Source organism: Bacillus sp. T17B1, from assembly GCF_026796395.1.
GTDB classification, from domain to species: Bacteria; Bacillota; Bacilli; order Bacillales; family Bacillaceae; genus Bacillus; species Bacillus spizizenii_A.
On the sequence record NZ_JALAYA010000002.1, the window covers coordinates 51108 to 74168 of the forward strand.

Sequence of the window (23061 nt, forward strand, 5' to 3'; positions counted from 1 at the left end):
TTAAATCAGGTTGAAAAATATACACAGTTAGAGAGTTAACTTAGTCAAAATATCTATTTGCATAATTCTTTCTGTGTGAAATTAGCAGTAATGATGTAATGTTGGACTATTATGGAACATAAGATAAACAAAGACTTAACCGATGGGTATCTGTATTTCTGTAAGATAGTCTTCTTTAGATTTGGAAATAAATTGATTAATAATTGTTCTTTCTACAGCATCTCCGATAACTTTATATTCTTCTTTATTTATATAGTCTAGTAACATTTTATAATATTTAGAAGAAACACTATGGTCACCGGAATAGTAAATACAAGCATATTTTCCGGCTTTAAGTGATGTTACCAATTCACTTTTAATTGGTTCTTCTAATAAAATAAATATTGAATTATATTCATTAAATTTCATTCTTTCAATGTTATTTTTGGATACAGTAAGACCTACTTTTCCTATAAATATTGAAGAAGTTATATTAGATGTATTTTCTAGTTTTCTTAAGGCTAGCTCTAATTCAACTTCTGAATAAATTGGTTCTTCTAAAAGTAATATTTTTCTTTCTGGAAAAAATTTTGTTGTTGCACTTTCTAACTTATGCCCTCGTATTGCTTGCTCAATTTCATCAATTCGGTTTTCAAATCTAGTTTTAATTAACTGTAATTCTTTAATTCTGCGCTCGGTGATCTCACTCTCTTTTTTCAATAGATTTAGAAAATATTCCTTATCTCTAGTTTCGAGTTGAAGTTTAATACTTTTCAAAGGAATACCTAAATTTTTTAAATAGTTTATTGTATGTAATTGTTCAAATTGTTCCGTAGAATAGTATCTATATCCTGTATTAGAATCAATTACAATCGGCTTAAATAGTCCAATCTTGTCATAGTATCTAAGAGTTTGAATGGGCACATTATGTAATTTTGACATTGTTCCTATGGAAAATCTGTTCTTCATTTGAGTCCTCCCTAATTCAGTAATTAATAGTTATGACAGTTATGTTAATTATATTATTTTGTCAATGGGTTGAAATAGTATGCGAAGGTAAATGAGATTGAATGAATAGTGCAAGTGTTTTTTCATTGTGTGAAAACAGGCGAATAAGTATGATGATACATGGACTAGAGAAAATTAGCCATACTGGGAAAGCGTGTAATTATAATTATAACATGTAGAAATGAAAAAACGATATGGCGCTTCGTGTAAAGTTTAAGTTCCCACATATATTCATGGAGGGAAGTCTTGAGCTATCAATGTCTTAGCAAACTTGTATGAGTACACCTAGAAACACTGGAGCAATATGGATACGGTCTGTCGACATTTTCAGAATAATCGGCTGTCGTCTTCTACAGTTTCACGAGAGTCGACATGGAACAGTTCTTCTGGACAGTGCAACTCTGAGATCTCACAGCGTCAATGCGAAGGTAGGCGCAAAACTGTGAATGCTACGGAAAGGGATCTCATACCGTAACTGAAATTATTAAGGAGAGGCTGTATCTGCCTAGTTGTCAGAAGAAACAAATCATTAGGGAGTAGCCTGCTTCAAAACGATTTACAAATTGCTGTACCCGGTTGGTTCTGCCGAAAAACTGAAATTCTCAGTCGCAAAAGAAGACATCTAAAGCTTTAGGAAACATAATGTTGGCACATCGATTCCTAAATATTTGACAGAAGTTCAAAAGCGAAGGTTTTTTGGTCACTAAGGTTGGGCACCTCATAGTTCAGGCGTAGGAAAAAGCAAGAGCTGTGTGGCAGTTTTTGTCGAGCGAGAAAACTGCGGGTATGTGGTGATCAAAAAGACAAACAGATCAACCGGAATATATCATTCGTATTTTGTACAGCTGTAAACCAAAGAAGGCTTTCAGAAGGACAAAATTAATTTTACATAGGAATCAAACAGGCTTTTTAAAAAGCTCTTTTTTATATTGTCGATTGCTATCTGTCGGCATTGGAGTAAATTGCGTAATCTGTCTCTTTCACCGTATTGGATAGATAAACTGTTTTTGGCAAAATGTATACATTGATCTCATCTTACTAAATTAAAAGTGAAGATAAAACTCCCTTTTGGTTGTCTTTAGAAATGAACATCAGCAGTGCGACAGATCACATTAAAATAAAATTCAAAAAATTATAAATGTTTTAAATTAATATATTGACCCTATAGTAACTATAGAATTTAAAGTGAAATCACAGGAATATTAACTGAATATTTTTTATATTTAACTATCAAAATTGCTAAAAATGTTTTTAAGTAATCTCATTTAAAAAAATTCTTGAAGAGGTGATTTATAATGGAAAATCGACAGAAAGTAGATATAACAGGAAAATCCCGACTTGATTTAGATTACGACACTATGAGAAACCTAGGGTATCAGGTTACCGATACTATTGCACAACACCTATCAAGTTTGCGTTCTCAGCCTGTTTTCGTACCAATGGAACGTGCAGAGACAGAAAAGCTATTGCCGAAAGGACCACCTAATAAAGGGCTTGATTTTGATGCAATTATGCAAAAACTGAATCAAGACATTTTTCCAAATACAGCACGTGAACCACATCCAGGATATATAGCTTATGTGCCAAGCAGTCCCACGTTTCCTTCTGTGTTAGGCGATTATATGGCTGCTGGTTTCAACTTTTTTACAGGACTTTGGGATATGGCATCTAGCATCAACCAGATGGAGCTCGTTGTTCTTGAATGGTTTCGTCAATGGTTTGGGATGCCAGAAGGAACTAGTGGTCTCTTAACGCCAGGGGGTTCAGCAGCAACGCATACAGCTGTAATTGCAGCTAGACATAGTATCTTAGGAACAAATTATTCTGACATCTCAAAACTGGTCATCTATTCTTCGGATCAAGCTCATTCTTCAGTTATGAAAGCAGCCTGGATGGCTGGCATTCCGCATACACATGTAAGAAAAATCTCCGTTGATAATCAGTTTAGAATGAATGTAGAAGAATTACGAGAGACCTTGCATAAAGATCGCGAATTGGGATTGCTTCCATTTATGGTGGTCGCAAGTGCTGGTACAACAAATACTGGTGCTGTAGATCCTCTTCATAACGTTTCGGAAATATGTGAAGAAGAAAAATTATGGATGCACGTGGATGCTGCTTACGCGGGATTTTCAGTTCTTACGGAAAGGGGAAAAAAAGAACTAGCAGGGATTGGAAAAGCGGACAGCATTACAATTGATCCGCATAAATGGCTATTTGTCCCAATTGAATGTGGTTGCTTATTGGCACGCGATCCTAGTAAGTTGAGAGATGCCTTACAAGTTAACCCAGAATATCTTAAAGATGCAGCTTCTATAAATTCTAAAGTGAACTTCTCAGAGTACGGAGAACAACTTACAAGATCATCTAGAGCTCTTAAAATATGGCTATCAGTAAACTACTTTGGTCTTAATGCTATTAGTGAAGCAATTGATCGTGCGATGGATTTAGCCGTATACACCGAAGATTTGATGAGAAAAAATGGGAATTTCGATATTTTATCACCAGCAAAATTTGGGATAATTTGTTTTAGAGTTCATCCTAAAGAAATAAATGATTCCTCAAAATTAGAGGAATTGAACCAGAAGATAAATGAACGTATTAATGGAGAGGGACGATATTTAATATCATCAACTCGATTGAATGGAGAATTCTCCCTGCGAATCTGTATTCTTGGTTTCCGAACTTCAAAAGAAGATGTCGATTGTGTAGTGAACGATATTGTTAAGGCTTACCAAAGCCTAGTGAATTAATTATTGAAAGCCAGTCAATGATATGGATAAAAACACGCATAATCATTATATTGACTTTCTGCGTATAATGCTCATATGAAAAACTCTATTAATTTCGCCTGTTAATACAAAGAAAGTTGCCTTTAAACAGCCTACGCTAAGATGGTCAAAATAAGAGCGCAGAAAATCCACCATTTTGTCTCTTTAGAAAAACACTTTCACTATGGTGTAGACAACCAATGCAAATTAACCGCATTGGTTGTCATTCATAATACCAATATATAAGGTTTTCTAGGTACACTTAAAAGCAGAAAACTTATTTTTTTAGCTGAACAAAAAAGCGCTTTCATTATAGTCTGGGCTGTCATCAGGTTGGTCGTCGTTAAAAATAGCATATATTATATTAAGATTCTTTCTTACTTTAGCCAGAAAGGGTTCGAATGGTTTAGCATGCCTTATTTGCTGCGGAAATCTTTTTAGCAAACAATATTCATTAACTTGTCTGAGTTAACTAATAGATAAGGTGTATTTGCAGCGGACTGTACTAATTTGTCAGAGTGATATGATGAGCACTAAAAGAGAGCGCAGTTTTTTAAATGGCATTACTTAAATATGATTATGAACAGAAATGTTATATTCCAATTTTCAATCATTAGTATAGATAAATCATAATAAAAGTGTTCTGAAAAACGTTGAAAGGTGGAAAATAGGGTATGAATTTTCGTAAAAAATCAATTTCAACTATACTTATTAATTCAAACAGTGGGAAGAATTCATTAAAACAAGTACTTGGTGCCACGGATCTAATCTTGTTAGGTATTGGTTGTATTATTGGTACAGGCATTTTTGTCTTAACAGGGATAGTAGCTTCTGAACATGCAGGTCCCGCTCTCGTTCTCTCCTTTATTATTTCTGGAATTGTATGTGCATTTGCTGCCCTTTGTTATTCAGAGCTTGCCTCTTCTCTACCCGCAACTGGTAGTGCCTACACTTATAGTTACATTGCTTTTGGAGAATTGGTCGCTTGGATCACGGGGTGGGCCCTTATTCTTGAATATGGAATGGCTGCTTCAGCAGTAGCAAGTGGATGGTCAAGCTATTTTCAAGGGCTTCTAAATGGCTTTGGCCTTTATCTGCCAACAGCTTTAACGAGTGGCTATAATTTAGAAAAAGGGACTTTTATTGATGTTCCAGCCATCGTAATTATTTTGACTCTTACTTTTTTACTTTCCAAGGGAGTAAGGGAGTTAACTCGTGTAAACAGTACCATGGTAATTATCAAGGTTGGAGCAGTGCTACTTTTCATTGCAGTAGGTGTATGGTATGTACAGCCAGACAACTGGGCTCCTTTTATGCCATTCGGCTTTTCTGGGGTAGCTGCTGGTGCAGCGACTGTATTCTTTGCATACTTAGGATTCGATGTAGTATCAACAGCTGCGGAAGAAGTTAAGAATCCACAAAAAAATATGCCAATAGGAATTATAGCCTCACTACTAATCTGTACAGCGCTATATATGATCGTTACTCTGGTCTTAACTGGCATAGTACCCTATACAGAGTTGAATGTTAAAAATCCTGTTGCTTTTGCCTTGAATTATATTCACCAGGATTGGGTTGCTGGTTTCATTTCATTGGGAGCAATTACAGGAATGACAACTGTACTTATGGGTATGATTTACGCACAGACACGTCTATTCTTTGCTATGAGTCGTGATGGATTATTCCCCAAGGTACTAAATAAAGTAAATGCGAAGTCTGACACACCTGTTGTAACTACATGGGTAACAGGTATATTGGTAGCTATTTTCGGAGGAGTTATTCCATTAAATAAATTAGCGGAAATGGTAAGTATGGGAACGTTAGGAGCATACATTATTGTCTCGCTTGGTGTACTGTCCCTTCGTAAAACTAATCCCGATTTATCTCGTCCGTTTAAAGTTCCATTTCTTCCTGTTATTACTATTTTAACGGTACTTTCCTGTGGATATTTAATCTTAAATTTGTCTGCAGTGACTTGGATTGCCTGTGGTGCTTGGTTCCTTATTGGCTTAATTATATATTTAGTGTTTGGACGTAAAAATAGCAATATGGCTAATCAGCCACTTGAGGAACCAACTACTCTATCTTAACAAGAAAACGTGTAAATATGAAGCGGGAAAAGGGGTTCTAAGATCAAAGCTGATCAATTTTTCTGAAGACATTTAAAAAATATTTACAACAGCAAGCAGCCCTTGTAATTAAAGAGCTTGTAATTATAAGGGCTGCTATAAGTAGAATAAAAAAGAGTAAATTCAAGATTAGTATAATCTACCATGGTACAAAACGCACTGCACAACATTCATTTAAGGAAGGGTAATTGAACAAGTGTATCTGATTAATGAGCTTAAAATTTCGGGTATACGAGACTAGGTAAATTTACTGCGCAATAGAAGCAGTAAAGTAAATCAATTAACAATAAAGAGATGGCAATAAACAGAGCATTGTTCTAGCAGAACAAGCCTTTTTACGAGTTTTTATTTGCATTTTATTTCTGGAATTTAATAGATCGGTTCGATAGAAATATAAATTTTTCTTGAGTTCCGATTTTTCCAATAAAAAATTGTTAAGCTTTGATAGTCTATAACTAGAAAATAAATCATTGTTAATACCTGCTTCTTTTGTAATAAAAGTAATACTTTTGTTCGTAGTATTACTGACGAACGTTCGTAAAAAATAATTTCAAGTCAAGTTTGTTTTTCATCATTTATGCGTTAAAAAGAGAGGAGACAAAAAAGTGAAAAAATATCAACTGTTTATTAATGGGGAATGGATTGATTCTTTGTCCGGTAAAACATTTAAGTCTATTAATCCAGGCACTGGAGAAGTAAATGCAATTGTTGCAGAAGCCGGAGCCGAGGATGTAGATCTTGTCGTGAAACATCTTCGTTAAATGGCGTAATGATTGGAGCAATAGATACTCTTAATCGTTTTTTAGCTTCTTCAAAATTTGACATGGCTGACTCTCCTTCTGAATAAAAAATTTTAATTCCTTTCCTGCAGAATACGATTAAAAAAATATCCGCAGGTTTTCTTCCATCACAACCACTTTAGAAAGTTAGGAATTTTTTTGAATCATTTTGCGGACCGTGGTTTGTTTCTTTGGGTGAGCCCGATAGGGCTGAATGAAGTCACGCAGAATCGTACTTTTGCCTTCATAGCCCATCGCTTCGATTTCCTCAAGCAAGACGACACAATTGGTTGTTCCTTCCTGCACACGCTACAGAAGGTAGAGCTTAAAAGCCTCAAGCTTACTTTCTCGTTTCTTTTTTCCTTTTGTTTTGGGCTGTTCATCACTCTTTATGTATTTGCTGATCGTTTTACGATCAAAGCCCGTTTCTTCGGCAATCGCCGTTGGCGGAGTTGTTGGGTGTAAATAATGCTTTTTATCCAGTTCAGCTAGTTCTGCTCGAGTTAAAGTAGGTTGGCTAGATAGTTGTTGCACGATTATTCCTCCTATATATAAGTGTTATATGTTCAATTTCTTAAAATGATATGCTCCCCTAAAAGTAGACAGATGAAATAAAAAATCTGAGTGCTTGGGACTGACCCCCGTTTTTGAGACAGGGATCAAAACACCTTTTAAACAGCCAATTGTCGATAGTTTATCGGTGATTGGTTGTTTAGTTTCGTTTGAATACGAATATTGTTATAATAATGAATGTATTCTGTGACAGTGCGTTCTACGATGGTGGTCGTGGTTCGATCAATGCTGTTAAGATAGAACGTTTCAGACTTTAGTGAGGAATGACGAAGGATTGCCTGGCTCTACGGAAAGGATTACGCCAGATCGACAGACATTTATCAAGTCTCCTATCATCAGGTGTATCAATGGGTCAAAAAATATGAAGAAGGCGGAGAAGAAGCCTTAAAAGACAAACGGGGAAAACGAAAAACCGATGAAGAGCTGACACCTCAAGAAGAAGCTCAGCGGAAAAACAAACGGCTGGAACGGGAAAATGAGCGTTTGCGTGCGGAGGTTGCTTTCTTAAAAAAGTGGGTCACCGATGTGACAGAGCTGAAATACGGTCATCGGAAAGCCTATCTCAGTGCCATTATGGATCTTCACGAGGGAATGATCGTGTCTTATGTGCTGGGGGAATCCAATAATAATGCCCTTGTGTTTGAAACCTTTAAAAAAGTGGTCGAAGCAGCACCTAACACACAGCCTCTTCTCCACAGCGACAGAGGGTTTCAATACACATCTTACCAGTTTAGAAGGATGGTCGACAAAGCAAATATGACACAAAGCATGTCCCGGGTCGGCCGCTGCATTGATAACGGACCCATTGAATCGTTTTGGGGAAAATTAAAATGCGAAAAATACAGACGCAACTCGTATGAGACATATGAGGAGCTTCAACACGATATTGATGAATATACATCCGCTTTTACAACTACGATCGTCTACAAGAAAAACTAAACGGCCTCAGCCCGGTGGAATACAGGGCTAAACCGACTGATATATTTTAGTTATTTCCGCTGTCTACTAGACAGGGGGCAGTTCAAGCTGGATGGAAAGAAACAATGTCGGTTTTCACTAAATGAAAGCACGGGTTTTGAAAAACCCGTGCTTCTTTGTTGCGGTTAGCCGAAATTCGACAATTGCGGTCTTTTTTCGGTTCTCTATTTCTAGTAAATATGATAAAATATGACATATCCTAGGCAACTCAAAAGGGGGGATTAATTGAGGATGAAGCAGACGATTCCGTCCTCTTATGTCGGGCTTAAAATTAATGAATGGTATACCCATATCCGGCAGTTCCACGTTGCTGAAGCCGAACGGGTCAAGCTCGAAGTAGAAAGAGAAATCGAGGATATGGAAGAAGATCAAGATTTGCTGCTGTATTATTCTTTAATGGAGTTCAGACATCGTGTCATGCTGGATTACATTAAGCCTTTTGGAGAGGACACGTCGCAGCTAGAGTTTTCAGAATTATCAGAAGATATTGAGGGGAATCAGTACAAGCTGACAGGGCTTCTCGATTATTACTTTAATTTTTTTCGAGGAATGTATGAATTTAAGCAGAAAATGTTTGTCAGTGCCATGAAGTATTATAAACGGGCAGAAAAGAATCTTGCCCTTGTCTCGGATGATATTGAGAAGGCCGAGTTTGCTTTTAAAATGGCCGAGATTTTTTACAATTTAAAACAAACCTATGTATCGATGAGCTATGCCGTTCAGGCATTAGAAACGTACCAAATGTATGAAACGTACACCGTCCGCAGAATCCAATGTGAATTCGTTATTGCAGGAAATTATGATGATATGCAGTATCCAGAAAGAGCATTGCCCCACTTAGAACTGGCTTTAGATCTTGCAAAGAAAGAAGGCAACCCCCGCCTGATCAGTTCAGCCCTGTACAATCTCGGCAACTGCTATGAGAAAATGGGTGAACTGCAAAAGGCAGCCGAATACTTTGAGAAATCTGTTTCTATTTGCAAGTCGGAAAAGTTCGATAATCTTCCGCACTCTATCTACTCTTTAACACAGGTTCTGTATAAACAAAAAAATGATGCCGAAGCGCAAAAACAGTATCGTGAAGGATTGGAAATCGCTCGTCAATACAGTGATGAATTATTTGTGGAGCTTTTTCAATTTCTACATGCGTTATACGCGAAAAACATTGACACAGAATCAGTCTCACACACCTTTCAATTTCTTGAAGCACATATGCTGTATCCTTATATTGAAGAGCTGGCGCATGATGCTGCCCAATTCTATATAGAAAATGGACAGCCCGAAAAAGCACTTTCATTTTATGAGAAAATGGTGCATGCACAAAAACAAATCCAGAGAGGAGATTGTTTATATGAAATTTAAATGGATGTCAGGTTTGTTGCTCGTTGCGATCGGGTTTAGCTTTACTCAGGTGATGGTCCATGCAGGAGAAACAGCAGACACAGAGGGGAATACATTCCACATTGCGGCACGCAATCAAACATGATGATGACAAAAAAGACCCTCAGGGGTCTTTTTTATTTCAGCTTTCATTCTTTTATGGTTAGCTCAGAAGATCCGCTTGTCACCAGAGAGTCTGCATGTCCGATTTCCTCCGCTTCTTCCAGCGAACCTGCTTCGATGACGTAGGCTCCGCCTGTGCCGTCGCTGAATGGCCCGAACATTTTTAAGCGCTTCTCTGCCTGTAAGCGATCCAAAAATTCATAATGGCCGGCTACATGCTCCTGATTGAATTGATTTGTTCTCGTTGTCAGCATTAAGTACGTATTCATCTCATACCCTTCCTATTGAACTTTATTGTAACACCATTATCCATATACCGGTGACGGATGATATGAGCTTTTCGTCCTACGAATGCCACCTATTGATGAAAAAGAAAAAGGAGAGATGATAGGTGAGCATTCAAGTGAAGAAAAATTTGGTTTCTGAAGCGAAATATGCGTTGAAGTGCCCCAATGCGATGTCCGCTGAATACATTACCATTCACAACACGGCAAACGATGCGTCAGCGGCTAATGAAATCAGCTATATGCTTGGGAACACCAGCTCAACAAGCTTTCACTTTGCGGTGGATGATAAAGAGGTGATTCAGGGTCTGCCGCTAAACCGAAACGCCTGGCACACGGGTGACGGCACAAACGGTACAGGAAACCGCAAATCAATCGGCGTTGAGATTTGCTACAGCAAATCGGGAGGCCCAAAATATGAGGCCGCCGAAGCCTTGGCGATTTCTTTCGTGGCTCAGCTTTTGAAAGAGCGCGGCTGGGGAATAGACCGGGTGAGAAAGCATCAGGACTGGAGCGGAAAGTACTGCCCACACCGTATTTTATCAGAGGGGCGCTGGGATCAAGTGAAGGCGGCGATTGAAAAGGAATTAAACGGAGTTGTGTCAGCGAAAAAGGCTTCAGTCTCTTCTTCGGCGTCTGAATACCATGTGAAAAAAGGCGACACACTGTCCGGTATTGCCGCATCGCATGGTGTCAGTGTGAAAACGCTGCAAAACATAAATCATATCACTGACCCACATCATATCAAAGTCGGACAGGTGATTAAGCTGCCTCAATCGGCATCTTCTTCAAAAAGCCATGCCGCGTCTTCCTATCCGCTCCCAGCCGGAGTGATTAAAGTGACAAGCCCGCTAACGAAAGGGACAAATGTAAAGCAGGTGCAGAAAGCTTTAGCTGCTCTTTATTTTTACCCTGATAAAGGAGCGAAAAATCACGGCGTTGATGGCGTTTATGGCCCGAAAACAGCAAATGCCGTGAAACGTTTTCAGTCTGTCAGCGGATTAACGGCAGATGGCATTTACGGTCCGAAAACGAAAGCGAAAATAGAGGAAAAGCTGTAATCAATAAACGGAAGCTGCTAAGCTTCCGTTTTCTTCTTATACACAAACTGCGGCAAGAACCTTTTGAATATCATAAATGCTTTCGTCTTTTTTAAATTGCTTTGAGACAGCGGGCAGTTCTGCGCCGGAGATCCAAATTTTCAACTCCGAATCAAGGTCAAAGCGGCCGGCAGTCTCCACGCTGAATCTAGAAATGCTTTTGTACGGAATCGATTGAAATTCCGTTTTCTTTCCTGTGAGTCCCTGCTTATCTACAAGAATAAGCCGCTTGTCAGTAAAGACGATTAAATCGCGAACTAATTTAAACGCGGCGTCGACATTCTCACCATCGAGTAAAATATGAGCCAACTCTTCTTTCACCGCAGCTGTTGACAGTGTTGACGCATTGCCAAGTAATCCATCAATAAATCCCATGATATACCTCCTCATACGTATTCTATCAAATCATACTATAAAAAAGGTTTTCATACATAAGTGAGTAGAGTAAACTGGTGCTGACTGGTAAAGGAGAGCATTCAAATGAAAGATATGTACGACAGCTTTGCAGCCCTTTCTGTTTCTGAATCGGAGTACCGGATTATCTATGAGGAGAAAAACGAAAGTGAGCTTATCGTCCTCGGCCCCCACGGCGGGAGAATTGAGCCTGGCGTCAGTGAGCTGGTGCGGGCATTTTCCGATCAATGTTCCATTTATTTGTTTGAAGGGGTGAAGCAGCGAAACAACCGTTCCTTGCACCTGACAAGCACTCGTTTTGACGAGCCGCTGGCTTTAGAAAAAGTGAATGCCCACCATTTTGCATTGGCATTTCATGGGTATCATGATCCAAAAACTCCGCATACATTGGTCGGAGGCGCGGACCGTAAAAAAGCCAAGCTCATTTGTGAGCAGCTGAATAAAGCGGGCTTTAGCGCTGAGCTCACGAGTGAGAAAAACCGGCTGGCAGGTGTCCATCCGAAAAATATTGTCAATCGTACGAAGAGGAAAATGGGACTGCAATTGGAAGTAAGCACGGCACAGCGAAAGGCATTATTCCGCAATTTTGGCTGCCGTGATGAAAGTTACACACAAAACGATCTGTTTTATCGATATGTAGAAGCCATAAAGCTTGGATTTTATGAATAAATATAACGGGACCTGCACAATCGGCCTATTCCTTCATACGCTGGAGTTGTGCGAAAGTGTAGGGAGGAATGAATATGTTTTATCATATTAAAGAGCTTCAATATCAAGCAAAGCCAGCACGTCCCGATCCGGTTTATGCAAAAAAGCTTCAAGAAATACTAGGCGGCCAATTCGGTGAGATCAGTGTCATGATGCAATATTTGTTCCAAGGCTTTAACTGCAGGGCGGACGCCAAATATAAAGATTTGTTATGTGACGTTGGCACTGAAGAGATTGCACACGTAGAGATGTTGGCGACGATGATTTCCAGGCTTCTGGATAATGCCCCGGCCGATGTCCAGGAGGATGCTTATAAAAGCAATCCCGCCATTGCAGCAGTAATGTCAGGAATGAATCCTCAGCATGCGATTGTGTCCGGTTTGGGTGCAATGCCAGCAGATAGTGAGGGCTATCCGTGGAATGCAAAATACATTATTGCAAGCGGAAATTTGCTCGCGGATTTTCGCGCAAATTTAAATGCTGAATCTCAAGGGCGCCTTCAGGTGACTCGGCTGTATGCGATGACCGATGATCCAGGGGTAAGGGATATGCTGTCATTTTTGATTGCAAGGGATACTTATCATCAAAATATGTGGTATGCGGCTATTAAAGAGCTGGAAGAAAGAGAACGGGATATTGTCGTTCCAACAACATTCCCGCGTGAGCTCGAAAAACGGGAAGTGGCCTATGACCTATTTAACTTTTCCAGAGGGGATGAAAGCTCACAGGGGAGATGGGCTCATGGCGAAGCCTTAGACGGCCGGGGAGAATTTCGATATATTCCAGCCCCGATTGCATTCGGGCCTGCGCCTCATCTTAAACCGGCGCCAATGTGGGTGCATAATACGATTCCTCCAATGTCAAAATGCTAGTTATTCTGCCGGGCTGAGGATATATATTCCCAGCCCATTTTAATCAGCTGTATTTGCCGATATGATATAACGCTTTTTCTTCAGCGACCTGCAAGTGCTGCTGATCGCCTTCCTCGTACACATTTGGCCGCTTGTGTGATAATACGTATGCGAGCCGCTTCTGAAATTGAATACCTACTTTACGCCGTTCAAACATTTCAAGCCTTTTTTCAGCGAATTCCTTTGTTACCCGGAATACCCCCGCGATTGTGGCAAGCGCCTGGCTTCTCCATTGCGGCAGTTCCATCTGCAACAGCATAAAGGTTGGCACACAGAAGTGGTACATAAATTGATTCGCCTGAAATTCCTGCAGTTCCCTGAAGAGCTTGTTCATCTGAAAATGATTGCCTGCATGCTTTAACACGTGGCACAGTTCATGGCCAAAATCCTCCCATTGCTCTTCCCGTGATTTTCTCTGATTTAATACAATACTGTACATGCCGTCGTATTTGACCATCATGCTCCCCATATCCTCAAAATGAACCCATATATCCAGATCCTTTGCGATTTTCAGCATGTCAATATGATGGGGGGAGGTGATGCCCAGCCGGCTGTATAGATTTTTTACGTATTCCTCCAGATGTGATAAGTAATCGCCCAATTGAATACTCCCTTTCGAACGTGTGTTCTGTTTTTAGCGAGAAAGAAAAGCCCTAATAGGACTGGAAAGTGTGTTGAAATCTTTCCCTTTTCTTAAAGAAATAAACACTTTTTTCTTTTTATCGGTTTATTTTTCATATGTTTTAGAGAACAGAGAAATATTTATTTATTTTTCGGCTTCCGGTTTTTCTCTTTTTCTTTTAAATAGTTGATAAATTCAATGGCTTGCTGTTTGCTTTCTGGGGAAAAATCCTGCATATCACGGTATGCTACCTGCAAGTCCGGATCTGAGAACATATCGTCATCGGATTTTTTGTCTTTCCCTGTTAATAAGTAGTCAGTCGTCACTTGAAAGTAATCAGCCAGCTTTTGGAGTGTGTCATAATCAGGTTCGCTTCGCCCGTTTTCATAGTGGGAATAGCGTGCCCGTGACACACCGATGTGAGATGCGATTTCTTCCTGTGTCCTTTTCCCTCTGAGACTCTTCAATCTGCTGCCTATCATACTATGACCTCTCTTTTTTAAACTCCCTAAGTTACCTATGATTATAGATACAATCTGTATCAAAATAAAGTTATGATAAAAAAAGTATCAAAAATAACTTGATGATACAGTTTGTATCGTTTATACTTGGTAATAGTTGATACGAAATGTATCGAAAATAGATCAAGAGAGTGATATCACATGTATCCAATCCAAATTGTTTTTAGTGAAAATCCTATAGATCAGCGCCATCTGGGACAATCTGGCGGCACTATTTCGTTTACCCCATGCGGCCTTCCGGTGTTCCACTTTGAAACGCAAGAACAGTTTCAAACATACATGATGTTAAAAGGAGAAGCGGCGTACAATGAAAACCGATAAAAGCTATCCTTTTCCTACGTATTCAGGGTTACTGAATTCAGAACATTATGAAAAAATCGGCCCGGCGCTGTGGCTGTTTCTCTGGTTCATCAGCGCAACAACAAAAGAAATTGAAAAAGACGGCGTAAGCTGGGGAATCGTACTTGGCCATAAGCCGTTAAAAGCGAGAGAAATGGCGGCTGTTTTCGGGGTGAGTGAGAAAACCGTCAGAAGGTGGCTGGAGATTCTCGAAACCCATGAGTACATAAAGGCTGTCCGCGCGCCATACGGACTGGTGATTTCTGTAAAGTATTCTAAAAAATTCAGCTCCAGATCGGACAAAACTGCACAACGGAGCATAAAGGAACGGCCATTTTCGCCGCAGGCACCGGACACAGACGTCCGCTCAGATAAAGATAATACAAATATAAATACTGCTGCTGATGATGCAGTGGATCACATTGCGAAGCGGTTTACACAATTACGTTCGGCTCAAGAAGGGCGCACCGTGTATCCTTCGTCAAGAGATTATCAAGCCATCGCCCGTATTGTCGCCATCGGCGTTCCTGTCACGCAAACAATCAAATGGCTTGAGGAATGCTTTCAAGCCTTTGAAAACCGGCGGACCGCCGCTTCAGAAACTATCAAGGCCTTTCGCTACTGCTCCAAATTCATTGAAGACCGATTTTTCGCGCAGCAGGCCAAAAACAATACCGCAATTCAACATGAAAGGATGGAAAGACATGACAAAACGAACAATCGAGCAAATTTTAGAGGAACTGCGAGAAGGGAGACGTCCATTACTGGCGGACAAACCGGCCGAATCAGACGCAAGCCGGTATGATTGCCCGCGATGCAAGGATCAGGGAGGCTATCTCATCAGGCAGAACGGTATGGAAGTCTGGACGATGTGCAGCTGCATGGCAGAACGGAAAGTGAAGCGGCTGCTTGGTGCCAGTGAGATTACTTACGCCTTTAGACAGCTGGGCTTCAGAGAATTCCGCACGGAGGCAAAGCCGCAGGCCATAAAAGACGCGTTTGAATGCACAAAAGAGTATGTGGCCGATTATGAACAAATCAAGGACAGCCGGAAAAACAGCATTGCCCTTTTAGGACAGCCGGGATCAGGAAAAACGCACCTTTTGACCGCTGCTGCCAATGAATTGATGAGAACGCGCCACGTACCGGTCATTTATTTTCCGTTCGTGGAAGGCTTTACTGATCTAAAAAATGACTTTGATCTTTTGGAAGCAAAGCTGAGCCGAATGAAGCAGGCAGATGTACTGTTCATAGATGACCTGTTCAAACCGGTTAACGGCAAACCCCGTGCTACAGATTGGCAGCTAGAGCAAATGTATTCGGTACTTAACTACCGCTATTTAAATCATAAACCGATTTTGCTTTCGAGCGAGCTGACGATTGAAACACTTGTACGGGTCGATGAAGCGCTCGGCACAAGAATCTACGAAATGTGCAGCGACTATTTAGTGATTATCAAAGGGGCAGCGTACGAGCTGAATCATAGATTGGAGGGTGTCAGATAATGTGCAAGCTTTGTCAAACAAAGAAAGTCATTGTGGAGCATACCGAAATTGGAGCCGTTTTTCACCCATGTCCGAACTGCCGGTCCGGTACTGATTTAACGCCGGTTATTCGAAAGCTGGAGCAAATGTTGACAGCGGAAAAAGCGAGGCAGAATGTCCATGATTAAACAGCTGACTGCTCTAATTGCTTTGCTGTTTCGGGCGAAGCAAACAGAAAAAAACATTGAACAATGGTATAAGGATGACGGGAAGTGAACGTGTTGGCAAAAACAAAACAAGCAGAGAAAAGCCCGGCGCCGTGGCGTGCTGTCCCGTGCGGGGATACGAAACCGATCTATATTTATTCAGCGTACAGTGAAGAAGAAAAAGAAAGATTCCCATATTCAAACGGCCGGCTGATCGCCGCTGTATTTGACCTCAGCTCTTATTCGCAAAAAAGCAATGCCGCTTTGATGGCGGCTGCGCCTGAACTGCTGGAAGCGTCTAAAGCAGCTCTTGATTTTCTGAAAGGGAATTCTGTTCATTCAAAGGAGCGCATTATTCAGCTATTAGAAAAAGCCAAAACAAGCGCTGCACCGGAAAGCGAGGAAAAGAAACATGATCAATCCTAAAAAACTGCTAAATATTGATTCTATTACGCTGGAGAGCCAGCTGGAGGACGGAAAAATCCGAGTGATCATTGTGGATGGCATCAAGCAAGAAGCATGGATCACAGAAGCGCCGGAGCATGGAAAAACGCTCGTCGAAACGAGAAAGGGAGACCTTGCCCGCGTGGAATTTGAAATCGGCTACAAATTAAATTAAAGCGAAAACAGAATACGTCCAAGACGGAAAGCCTGCGGACACTGATCAACTGCACAGCATTTGTGCGTTGATTGGTGTCCGTTTTTTATTGCTAAAAATAAGGAGGATCATAGAATGCAAGACTTACTTTTTGAATATAAACGCACGCTAAAACAAACAAGGACACAATATAAATCGCTTGCTGAAGCAGATGAATCCGTGCTTTCAGCTGAGGAGCTGAGAGATAAAAAAATCATTAGAAATATCATCACGGATCTTGAATATGTAACAGAATGGCTTGAAAAAGGAAGACAGCCAGGCATCAGACGGGCGATTGACCGGCGTGATGCCTACCAGAGGCTGATGATCAAGGATCCGAGAATCATCGAATCATTTTCCAGCACGATGATGGTTGAGCCGGACGGACAGGTATCAGAAGAAGACAGAGAGAGAATCCAAGAAGCGTTATCCCTGTTAACGGACAGAGAAAAAGAAATGTTTTTGCTGCATAAGGTAGAATGCTTTTCTTATGAACGAATCGCTGATCTTCTCGGTGTGAAAAAATCGACTGTGCAAACGACTATCAAACGGGCGATTGTAAAGATGCAAAGACAGCAGGAGGAAATGAATCGATCGCTTGCCTGAAGGCTTGTCATACCTTTGCCACCTATAAGTGAATAAAGCATGACACATAAGCGGCTGGCAAGATCAGCCGCTTTTATGAATAGACATCCATGCTGGAGGTGGCGGTGATGCCGTAGCATGAAAACACAACAGCGCGAACAAGCATTAGCAATCTATCAACAACATCAAGGAAAGATCACAAATCGGGCGATTGCCGACACAATCGGCGTTTCCGCGAAAACAATCGGCATCTGGAAAAAACAAGACAATTGGAAAGAAGCCTTGTTTTCTGAAATCAGAAATGAACAAAAACAGCGCCGGATAGACAATGATGAATTAAATGAACGCCAGCGGCTTTTTTGCCTGTATTACGTCAAAAGCTTTAATGCCACACAGTCAGCAATCAAAGCAGGCTATTCTCCGGAAAGCGCCCATGTGACGGGCAGCCGGCTGTTAAAGAATGAAAAGGTCGCTGCTGAAATCAGACGCATTAAAAAAGAAATGGTTAATGAAATGTTTATTGAAGCGATGGACGTGCTGCAGGTTTATATCAAGATCGCTTTTGCAGATATTACGGACTATGTGACTTTCGGAAAAAAAGAGGTCCAGGCTGTCGGGAAATCGGGACCGCTGTTTGATGAAGATGATAACCCGATTATGAAGGAAATCAGCTTTGTCGATGTCAAAGATTCCGGGCTCGTTGACGGCACCATTGTGACGGAAGCGAAGCTTGGCAAAGAAGGCATCGCCATCAAGCTCGCCGATAAAATGAAGGCGCTCGAGAAGCTGTCCTTATATTTTGATTTGTTTCCGGATCAATTGAAACAAAAAATTGAAAATGAAAAATTAAAGCTTGCCAAGCAAAAAGCGGAGAAAACAGATGACAGCCAGGAGCCGATTGAAATCATGATCAAACGAAAAGAGGCCAAGCCATGATTGTAAAAGAAATCAACCCTCATTTCGAAGATTATGTGTTTAATTGGGAGCAGACGTACCAATTTCTCGTCGGCGGCTACGGCTCATCCAAAAGCTATCATACCGCATTGAAAATTGTCTTAAAGCTGCTGAAGGAAAAACGCACGGCCCTTGTCATTCGCGAGGTGTTCGATACCCATCGGGATTCGACCTTTGCCTTGTTTCAAGAGGTGATTGAAGAGCTCGGCCTCACAAAGGCTGTGGCATCCCTTTCTTCCCCGCTGCAGCTGCGGTTTCAAAACGGCAGCCGGATCATGTTCAAAGGAATGGACAATCCGGTGAAATTAAAATCAGTTCATAACATTTCATTAATATGGATTGAAGAATGCTCAGAGGTGAAGTATGAAGGCTTTAAGGAATTAATCGGACGTCTTCGCCACCCTGAGCTGAAGCTTCATATGATCTGCACCACTAATCCCGTCGGCACCTCCAATTGGACGTACCGGCATTTTTTTCGGGATGATCGCAAAAAACGGTTTGTGCTTGATGACAGCGAACTTTACGAAAAGCGGACGATTGTGAAGGGGGATACGTATTACCATCATTCCACAGCAAACGACAACCTCTTTCTCCCGAAAAGCTATGTGAAACAGCTCGACGGGCTCAAGGCGTATGATCCTGACCTGTACTGGATTGCCCGGAAAGGACGATTCGGCGTCAACGGAATCAGAGTGCTGCCGCAGTTCGAGGTGCTTCCGCATAGCCAGCTAAAAGAACGTATCGCAGCCATCAGCAAGCCGATATTTCGGACAGGCATGGATTTTGGTTTCGAGGAATCCTACAATGCCGTCGTACGGCTCGCTGTCGATCCTGAAAAAAAACACCTCTACATTTATTGGGAGTATTATCAAAACAAAATGACAGATGACCGGACGGCTGAGGCGCTGCGTGAGTTTATTGACACACAGGAATTGATCAAAGCCGACGCTGCTGAGCCGAAAAGCATTCAATATTTCCGCCAGCAGGGGTTTCGGATGGTCGGAGCCAGAAAGTTTCCCGGCTCCAGGCTTCAGTACACCAAAAAGGTGAAACGATTCAAAAAGATCTTCTGTTCCGACCGCTGTGAAAATGTCATCTATGAGCTTAAGACGCTAACGTATGCTAAAGATAAAAACGGCTCGCTGATAGAGGATGAATTCTCGATTGACCCGCATACGCTTTCTGCCATTTGGTATGCGCTTGATGACTATGAGGTTGCTGATATGAAAGAGACAGCACACAAACGAATCCGGCCGAACCGGGAAAGGAGAAGGTCATAAATGATGCACAATCAAACCGTCAGAGCGACTGTGTTCAAAGCCAATTCCGCCGCCCCTCAGACAAAGCAAATCTATGAAGATGACTTTTCTGAGCTGTACGGAGACGATATTATCGCACCGCCTTACAATATGATCGAGCTCAAAACCATTGCTGAATACTCGACGATTCTCCAGCAATGCATTGATGCGTACAAAGTCAATATTACAGGTTTTGGATTCGATGTTGAGTACACATTTGATGTCAATGCGAGTGATGTCGATCAAACGAAAAAGAAAAAAGCGGAACAAGAATGGGCCAGACTCGAAGCCTTTTATAAATGCCTTCATTTTGACGAATCAGCCGAAATGATTTTAGGCTATGCCATCGAAGACAGAGAAAAAACAGGCAACGGGTTTATGGAAGTGCTGCGTGATGGGATGGGAAAACCGGCCGGCATTGAATATTTAGATGTGAAGCATATGCGAGTTTGCGGAGCCGGTGAACCTGTTGAGGTCTCATTTGCATATGAAGAAAATAGGAAAATGAAAAGGATCAAAAGGCATAAACGCTTCCGAAAATATGTGCAGATGATCAATGGAGAGAAAGTATTTTTCAAGGAATACGGCGATCCGCGAAAAATGGACATGCGCACGGGTGAATATGTAAACACATTAGCAGAAAAGTATCAAGCGAATGAAGCCATTCACCTCAAAATCGGTAGCGGCGTATACGGCGTGCCCCGCTGGGTCGGCAATATCGTCAACTTATACGGAGCCCGAAAAGCGGAAGAGCTCAATTTTATGTATTTTAAGCAGGGCCGTCACGTACCCGCTGCCATCACAGTGGAAAACGGGATGCTGTCGGAAGCTTCTTACCGGGAACTGCAAGAGTACATGAATGATCTAGAAGGCGTGGAAAACGCGCATAAATTTCTACTGATTGAAGCGGAAGGAATCGCAAAAGAAAAGGACCTCCATGGAGGTGAGGATATTACGCCGGTGTCTGTGGAAATCAAATCCTTGGCGGAAATTCTGCAAAACGACGCCTTGTTTCTAGAATACGATGAAAAAAGCAGAAATAAGCTGCGTTCGGCGTTCCGCCTCCCGCCGCTGTATACAGGCGAGGCTCAGGAATACAACCGGGCGACAGCTGATACTGCTAGAAAAATTACGGAGGAGCAGGTCTTTCAGCCGGAGCGAAAAACGCTCGTGAATAAACTGAACACGCTGCTTTTGCCGGAGCTGAATATTCATGACGTCAGGCTGACATTAAAAGGACCGGACTTTCGTGATCCGCTTGAGATTGCAAAAGTGCTCGGTCCTTTTATTACAGCCGGAGCAGTTTCGCCGAATGATTTACGCGATCTTGCCGGACGGGTGCTTGGCAAAACGCTGGAGGAGTGGCCTGAGGAGATCTACAAACGGCCTGCAGGACAGGATGCGGAAAAGACAAACCTGGCTACGCTCATGCAGGAGCTGAAAGAAAGCATCGAAGACATCAAAACGTCCTGAAGGGAGGTGAATCAAGGTGGCGCGGGAATTAAGAAATGCCAAAATCAGCTTTGTCAGTTATGTAGACAAGGCGGCTAACCAGACAGAATTTTTCTTTACGAAGTCAGCCGGACCTCCGTCATTTGAAAAAAAGGTTAGGCTATTTACAAAAAGTGAGCAGGATGAACAAAAGCTCGTGTACGGAATCGTGTATGAGCCCGATGTTCCTGATGCCCACGGCGATTTTATGACCGCGGAGGAAATAGAAAAAGCGGCGCACGGCTTCCTCGCGGAGGCACGGGAGATTGATATCAATCACAGCTTTGAGGGCGGAACCGGCGTTGTGGTCGAGTCATATGTTGCGCCTGATGATTTTATGATCGGATCAAAGCAGATTGCAAAGGGTTCGTGGGTGCTCGTGACGAGAGCGTCTGACGAGGTGTGGGAACAGATCAAGGCTGGAATCATCACCGGCTACAGCATGGCGGGCACTGCTGATGTGTATGAGGAAGAACCGGTTGAAAAGGCGGGATTCTTCAGTGTATTCAAGCAGATGCTGGCTGACAAAACAGGGAAGGAGACTGAAGAAATGAGAAAAGAAGACATGAAAGAATCATTCGAGCATGCGCTTTACCCTCTGCTCAAACGGCTTGAGCGGATTGAAAAAAACACAGACACGGGTGAAAAGGCGGAGCAGACGGGGGATGACGAGCGTCTGAAGAAGCTCGTTGAGGACATGCTCGCCCCGCTGATTGAGCGAATCGAGGCTTTGGAAAAGGCACGAGGCGCGTCTAAGCAGACAGCGGACGATGCGGGCGGCAATACAGAGCAAGTTAAAAAATCAATCTGGAGCGGACTGCTGTAAACCAGTCAAAGAGGAGGAAATCAATTGAGAAATCAAGAGATCATTCGGAAAGCGGAAATGTCGCTTTCTGCTTTAAAAAGCGGCGGGCTTATGAATCCTGCGCAAGCATCGGCTTTTATCCGCATGGTGCAAAACACGCCGACCATTTTCAGTGAATCCCGCGTGATTCAAATGGAAAATGACTCGCAAAAATTTGAGAAAATCGGATTCGGCCAGCGTATTCTGCGGGCTGCTCAAGAAGGAAAAGCACTGTCAAACGACGAGCTGACAGTTCCAACGACTAGCACTGTCCAGCTGAACACGAAAGAAGTCATTGCGGAAATCAACATTACGTATGACACACTTGAAAACAATATTGAAAAAGACGGCCTACAACAGACGATCATGCAAATTTTAGCAGAGCGCGCAGCCGTTGATATTGAAGAGCTGATTGTAAACGGTGATACAGCATCAGCTGATCCGTATCTGGCGCAGCTGGACGGCATCCGCAAACAAGCGGTGTCCCACATCATTGACATGAACGGTGAAGAACTGTCCAGAGCAACATTCAAGAAAGGCTTAAAGGCTGTTCCGCCGAAATATTTGCGTATTCCTCAGGAATTCAGATTCTATACGTCTCACGGCTTAGAAGTTGAATGGAAGGACCGCGTGGCAGACCGCCAGACAAACCTTGGGGACCTGGCTGTTCAGGGTGGTTTATCAACAGCATTCGGCGTACCGGTTAAAGGGGTATCTAATATTCAGCCGTATACAGTCGGTGAGGGAGACGCGCAATATGACGCTTCTGATATCATTCTCACACATCCGAAAAATATCATTCTCGGATTCTCTCGCAATATCCGAATTGAAGTCGACAAAGACATCCGCTCCCGTAAGTTCATTATTGTCTTAACGGCCAAGCTGGACAGCAAGTTCGAGGAAGAGGATGCCTGCGCGAAATTAATTAACGTAAAAGAATAAT

The 23061-nt window shown here is 41.9% G+C and carries 26 protein-coding genes and 3 pseudogenes; 22 read left to right on the forward strand and 7 right to left on the reverse strand.

Going from position 1 to position 23061, the window contains the following annotated elements:
• Nucleotides 1-135: 135 nt before the first annotated feature.
• Entirely contained in the window at nucleotides 136-948 is an 813-nt protein-coding gene (locus tag MOF34_RS01460; RefSeq protein ID WP_268398119.1) for a MerR family transcriptional regulator, read from the reverse strand.
• A 1334-nt stretch (nucleotides 949-2282) separates the two neighbouring features.
• Between MOF34_RS01460 and MOF34_RS01465 the strand changes: the two genes are divergently transcribed.
• The 3 genes and pseudogenes from MOF34_RS01465 to MOF34_RS01475 form a co-directional block, all read left to right on the forward strand.
• Nucleotides 2283-3740 carry an aminotransferase class V-fold PLP-dependent enzyme gene (locus tag MOF34_RS01465; protein WP_268398120.1) on the forward strand — a complete coding sequence of 486 codons (1458 nt, stop codon included), beginning with the start codon at nucleotides 2283-2285 and terminating at the stop codon, nucleotides 3738-3740.
• 692 nt (nucleotides 3741-4432) lie between these two features.
• The gene (locus MOF34_RS01470; RefSeq protein WP_268398122.1) at nucleotides 4433-5848 is read left to right on the forward strand and encodes an amino acid permease; all 1416 of its coding nucleotides are present in this window, start codon (nucleotides 4433-4435) and stop codon (nucleotides 5846-5848) included.
• 644 nt (nucleotides 5849-6492) lie between these two features.
• A pseudogene (locus MOF34_RS01475) lies at nucleotides 6493-6645 on the forward strand (betaine-aldehyde dehydrogenase); the annotation flags it as partial.
• Between the two features lie 192 nt (nucleotides 6646-6837).
• On the opposite strand, the pseudogene MOF34_RS01480 reads toward MOF34_RS01475, so the two are convergent.
• Both MOF34_RS01480 and MOF34_RS01485 read right to left on the reverse strand, forming a co-directional pair.
• Nucleotides 6838-7107, reverse strand: a pseudogene (locus MOF34_RS01480) (IS21 family transposase); the annotation flags it as partial.
• 230 nt (nucleotides 7108-7337) lie between these two features.
• Nucleotides 7338-7505 (reverse strand): annotated as a pseudogene (locus tag MOF34_RS01485) (IS3 family transposase); the annotation flags it as partial.
• Between the two features lie 49 nt (nucleotides 7506-7554).
• Here MOF34_RS01485 and MOF34_RS01490 point away from each other — a divergent pair.
• The 4 genes from MOF34_RS01490 to phrA all read left to right on the forward strand — a co-directional run bounded on the left by MOF34_RS01490 (nucleotide 7555) and on the right by phrA (nucleotide 9703).
• Nucleotides 7555-8178, forward strand: coding sequence for an IS3 family transposase (locus tag MOF34_RS01490; RefSeq protein ID WP_419901020.1), 624 nt, complete (start codon nucleotides 7555-7557; stop codon nucleotides 8176-8178).
• Nucleotides 8139-8228, forward strand: a complete 90-nt coding sequence (locus MOF34_RS01495; protein WP_268398230.1) for an IS3 family transposase — start codon at nucleotides 8139-8141, stop codon at nucleotides 8226-8228. The genes MOF34_RS01490 and MOF34_RS01495 overlap by 40 nt, the downstream gene beginning before the upstream one ends.
• A gap of 214 nt (nucleotides 8229-8442) precedes the next feature.
• Nucleotides 8443-9579, forward strand: a complete 1137-nt coding sequence (gene rapA, locus MOF34_RS01500; RefSeq protein WP_268398124.1) for a response regulator aspartate phosphatase RapA — start codon at nucleotides 8443-8445, stop codon at nucleotides 9577-9579.
• The gene (phrA, locus tag MOF34_RS01505; RefSeq protein ID WP_019714072.1) at nucleotides 9569-9703 is read left to right on the forward strand and encodes a phosphatase RapA inhibitor PhrA; all 135 of its coding nucleotides are present in this window, start codon (nucleotides 9569-9571) and stop codon (nucleotides 9701-9703) included. The genes rapA and phrA overlap by 11 nt, the downstream gene beginning before the upstream one ends.
• 43 nt (nucleotides 9704-9746) lie before the next feature.
• Here phrA and MOF34_RS01510 read toward each other — a convergent pair whose 3' ends face one another.
• Nucleotides 9747-9989 carry a YciI family protein gene (locus MOF34_RS01510; protein ID WP_268398126.1) on the reverse strand — a complete coding sequence of 81 codons (243 nt, stop codon included), beginning with the start codon at nucleotides 9987-9989 and terminating at the stop codon, nucleotides 9747-9749.
• A 122-nt stretch (nucleotides 9990-10111) separates the two neighbouring features.
• Here MOF34_RS01510 and MOF34_RS01515 point away from each other — a divergent pair, with 122 nt between their 5' ends.
• Entirely contained in the window at nucleotides 10112-11065 is a 954-nt protein-coding gene (locus MOF34_RS01515; RefSeq protein ID WP_019714074.1) for an N-acetylmuramoyl-L-alanine amidase, read from the forward strand.
• A gap of 36 nt (nucleotides 11066-11101) precedes the next feature.
• On the opposite strand, the gene MOF34_RS01520 is transcribed toward MOF34_RS01515, so the two are convergent.
• Complete coding sequence (locus MOF34_RS01520; protein WP_268398128.1) at nucleotides 11102-11479, reverse strand: PH domain-containing protein; 378 nt, start codon at nucleotides 11477-11479, stop codon at nucleotides 11102-11104.
• 105 nt (nucleotides 11480-11584) lie between these two features.
• Between MOF34_RS01520 and MOF34_RS01525 the strand changes: the two genes are divergently transcribed.
• Nucleotides 11585-12187 (forward strand): poly-gamma-glutamate hydrolase family protein, encoded by a 603-nt coding sequence (locus tag MOF34_RS01525; RefSeq protein WP_268398130.1) that lies wholly within the window; start codon nucleotides 11585-11587, stop codon nucleotides 12185-12187.
• Between the two features lie 74 nt (nucleotides 12188-12261).
• A complete protein-coding gene (locus MOF34_RS01530; RefSeq protein ID WP_019714077.1) occupies nucleotides 12262-13098 on the forward strand; it encodes a manganese catalase family protein in 837 nt (278 codons plus the stop codon).
• A 43-nt stretch (nucleotides 13099-13141) separates the two neighbouring features.
• Here the strand turns inward: MOF34_RS01530 and MOF34_RS01535 are convergent, their stop codons facing one another.
• Nucleotides 13142-13738, reverse strand: coding sequence for an ImmA/IrrE family metallo-endopeptidase (locus tag MOF34_RS01535; protein WP_268398133.1), 597 nt, complete (start codon nucleotides 13736-13738; stop codon nucleotides 13142-13144).
• 161 nt (nucleotides 13739-13899) lie between these two features.
• Nucleotides 13900-14241, reverse strand: a complete 342-nt coding sequence (xre, locus tag MOF34_RS01540) for an HTH-type transcriptional regulator Xre (protein ID WP_003220555.1) — start codon at nucleotides 14239-14241, stop codon at nucleotides 13900-13902.
• Between the two features lie 180 nt (nucleotides 14242-14421).
• Here xre and MOF34_RS01545 point away from each other — a divergent pair, with 180 nt between their 5' ends.
• The 12 genes from MOF34_RS01545 (at nucleotide 14422) to MOF34_RS01600 (ending at nucleotide 23060) form a co-directional block, all read left to right on the forward strand.
• Entirely contained in the window at nucleotides 14422-14601 is a 180-nt protein-coding gene (locus tag MOF34_RS01545) for a hypothetical protein (RefSeq protein WP_268398135.1), read from the forward strand.
• Entirely contained in the window at nucleotides 14588-15424 is an 837-nt protein-coding gene (locus MOF34_RS01550) for a phage portal protein (RefSeq protein ID WP_268398136.1), read from the forward strand. The genes MOF34_RS01545 and MOF34_RS01550 overlap by 14 nt, the downstream gene beginning before the upstream one ends.
• The gene (locus MOF34_RS01555; RefSeq protein ID WP_080010274.1) at nucleotides 15324-16124 is read left to right on the forward strand and encodes an ATP-binding protein; all 801 of its coding nucleotides are present in this window, start codon (nucleotides 15324-15326) and stop codon (nucleotides 16122-16124) included. Before MOF34_RS01550 ends, MOF34_RS01555 begins: the two co-directional genes overlap by 101 nt.
• On the forward strand, nucleotides 16124-16291 hold the full coding sequence (locus MOF34_RS01560) for a hypothetical protein (protein WP_051922642.1): 168 nt from the start codon (nucleotides 16124-16126) through the stop codon (nucleotides 16289-16291). The genes MOF34_RS01555 and MOF34_RS01560 overlap by 1 nt, the downstream gene beginning before the upstream one ends.
• An 84-nt stretch (nucleotides 16292-16375) precedes the next feature.
• On the forward strand, nucleotides 16376-16735 hold the full coding sequence (gene xkdD / locus MOF34_RS01565; RefSeq protein ID WP_268398138.1) for a phage-like element PBSX protein XkdD: 360 nt from the start codon (nucleotides 16376-16378) through the stop codon (nucleotides 16733-16735).
• Nucleotides 16722-16928: a phage-like element PBSX protein XtrA gene (xtrA, locus tag MOF34_RS01570; protein ID WP_003220566.1), complete on the forward strand. Its 207-nt coding sequence runs from the start codon at nucleotides 16722-16724 to the stop codon at nucleotides 16926-16928. Before xkdD ends, xtrA begins: the two co-directional genes overlap by 14 nt.
• Nucleotides 16929-17042: 114 nt before the next feature.
• Nucleotides 17043-17552: a sigma-70 family RNA polymerase sigma factor gene (locus MOF34_RS01575; RefSeq protein ID WP_268398139.1), complete on the forward strand. Its 510-nt coding sequence runs from the start codon at nucleotides 17043-17045 to the stop codon at nucleotides 17550-17552.
• Nucleotides 17553-17669: 117 nt separating this feature from the next.
• Complete coding sequence (xtmA, locus tag MOF34_RS01580) at nucleotides 17670-18467, forward strand: phage terminase small subunit (protein WP_268398141.1); 798 nt, start codon at nucleotides 17670-17672, stop codon at nucleotides 18465-18467.
• Nucleotides 18464-19765 carry a PBSX family phage terminase large subunit gene (locus MOF34_RS01585; protein ID WP_268398143.1) on the forward strand — a complete coding sequence of 434 codons (1302 nt, stop codon included), beginning with the start codon at nucleotides 18464-18466 and terminating at the stop codon, nucleotides 19763-19765. The genes xtmA and MOF34_RS01585 overlap by 4 nt, the downstream gene beginning before the upstream one ends.
• Nucleotides 19766-19768: 3 nt before the next feature.
• The gene (locus MOF34_RS01590; protein ID WP_268398231.1) at nucleotides 19769-21256 is read left to right on the forward strand and encodes a phage portal protein; all 1488 of its coding nucleotides are present in this window, start codon (nucleotides 19769-19771) and stop codon (nucleotides 21254-21256) included.
• A gap of 16 nt (nucleotides 21257-21272) precedes the next feature.
• Nucleotides 21273-22100, forward strand: coding sequence for an XkdF-like putative serine protease domain-containing protein (locus MOF34_RS01595; protein WP_268398145.1), 828 nt, complete (start codon nucleotides 21273-21275; stop codon nucleotides 22098-22100).
• A gap of 24 nt (nucleotides 22101-22124) precedes the next feature.
• Nucleotides 22125-23060, forward strand: coding sequence for a phage major capsid protein (locus tag MOF34_RS01600; protein ID WP_268398147.1), 936 nt, complete (start codon nucleotides 22125-22127; stop codon nucleotides 23058-23060).
• The last annotated feature ends 1 nt before the right edge of the window (nucleotide 23061 follow it).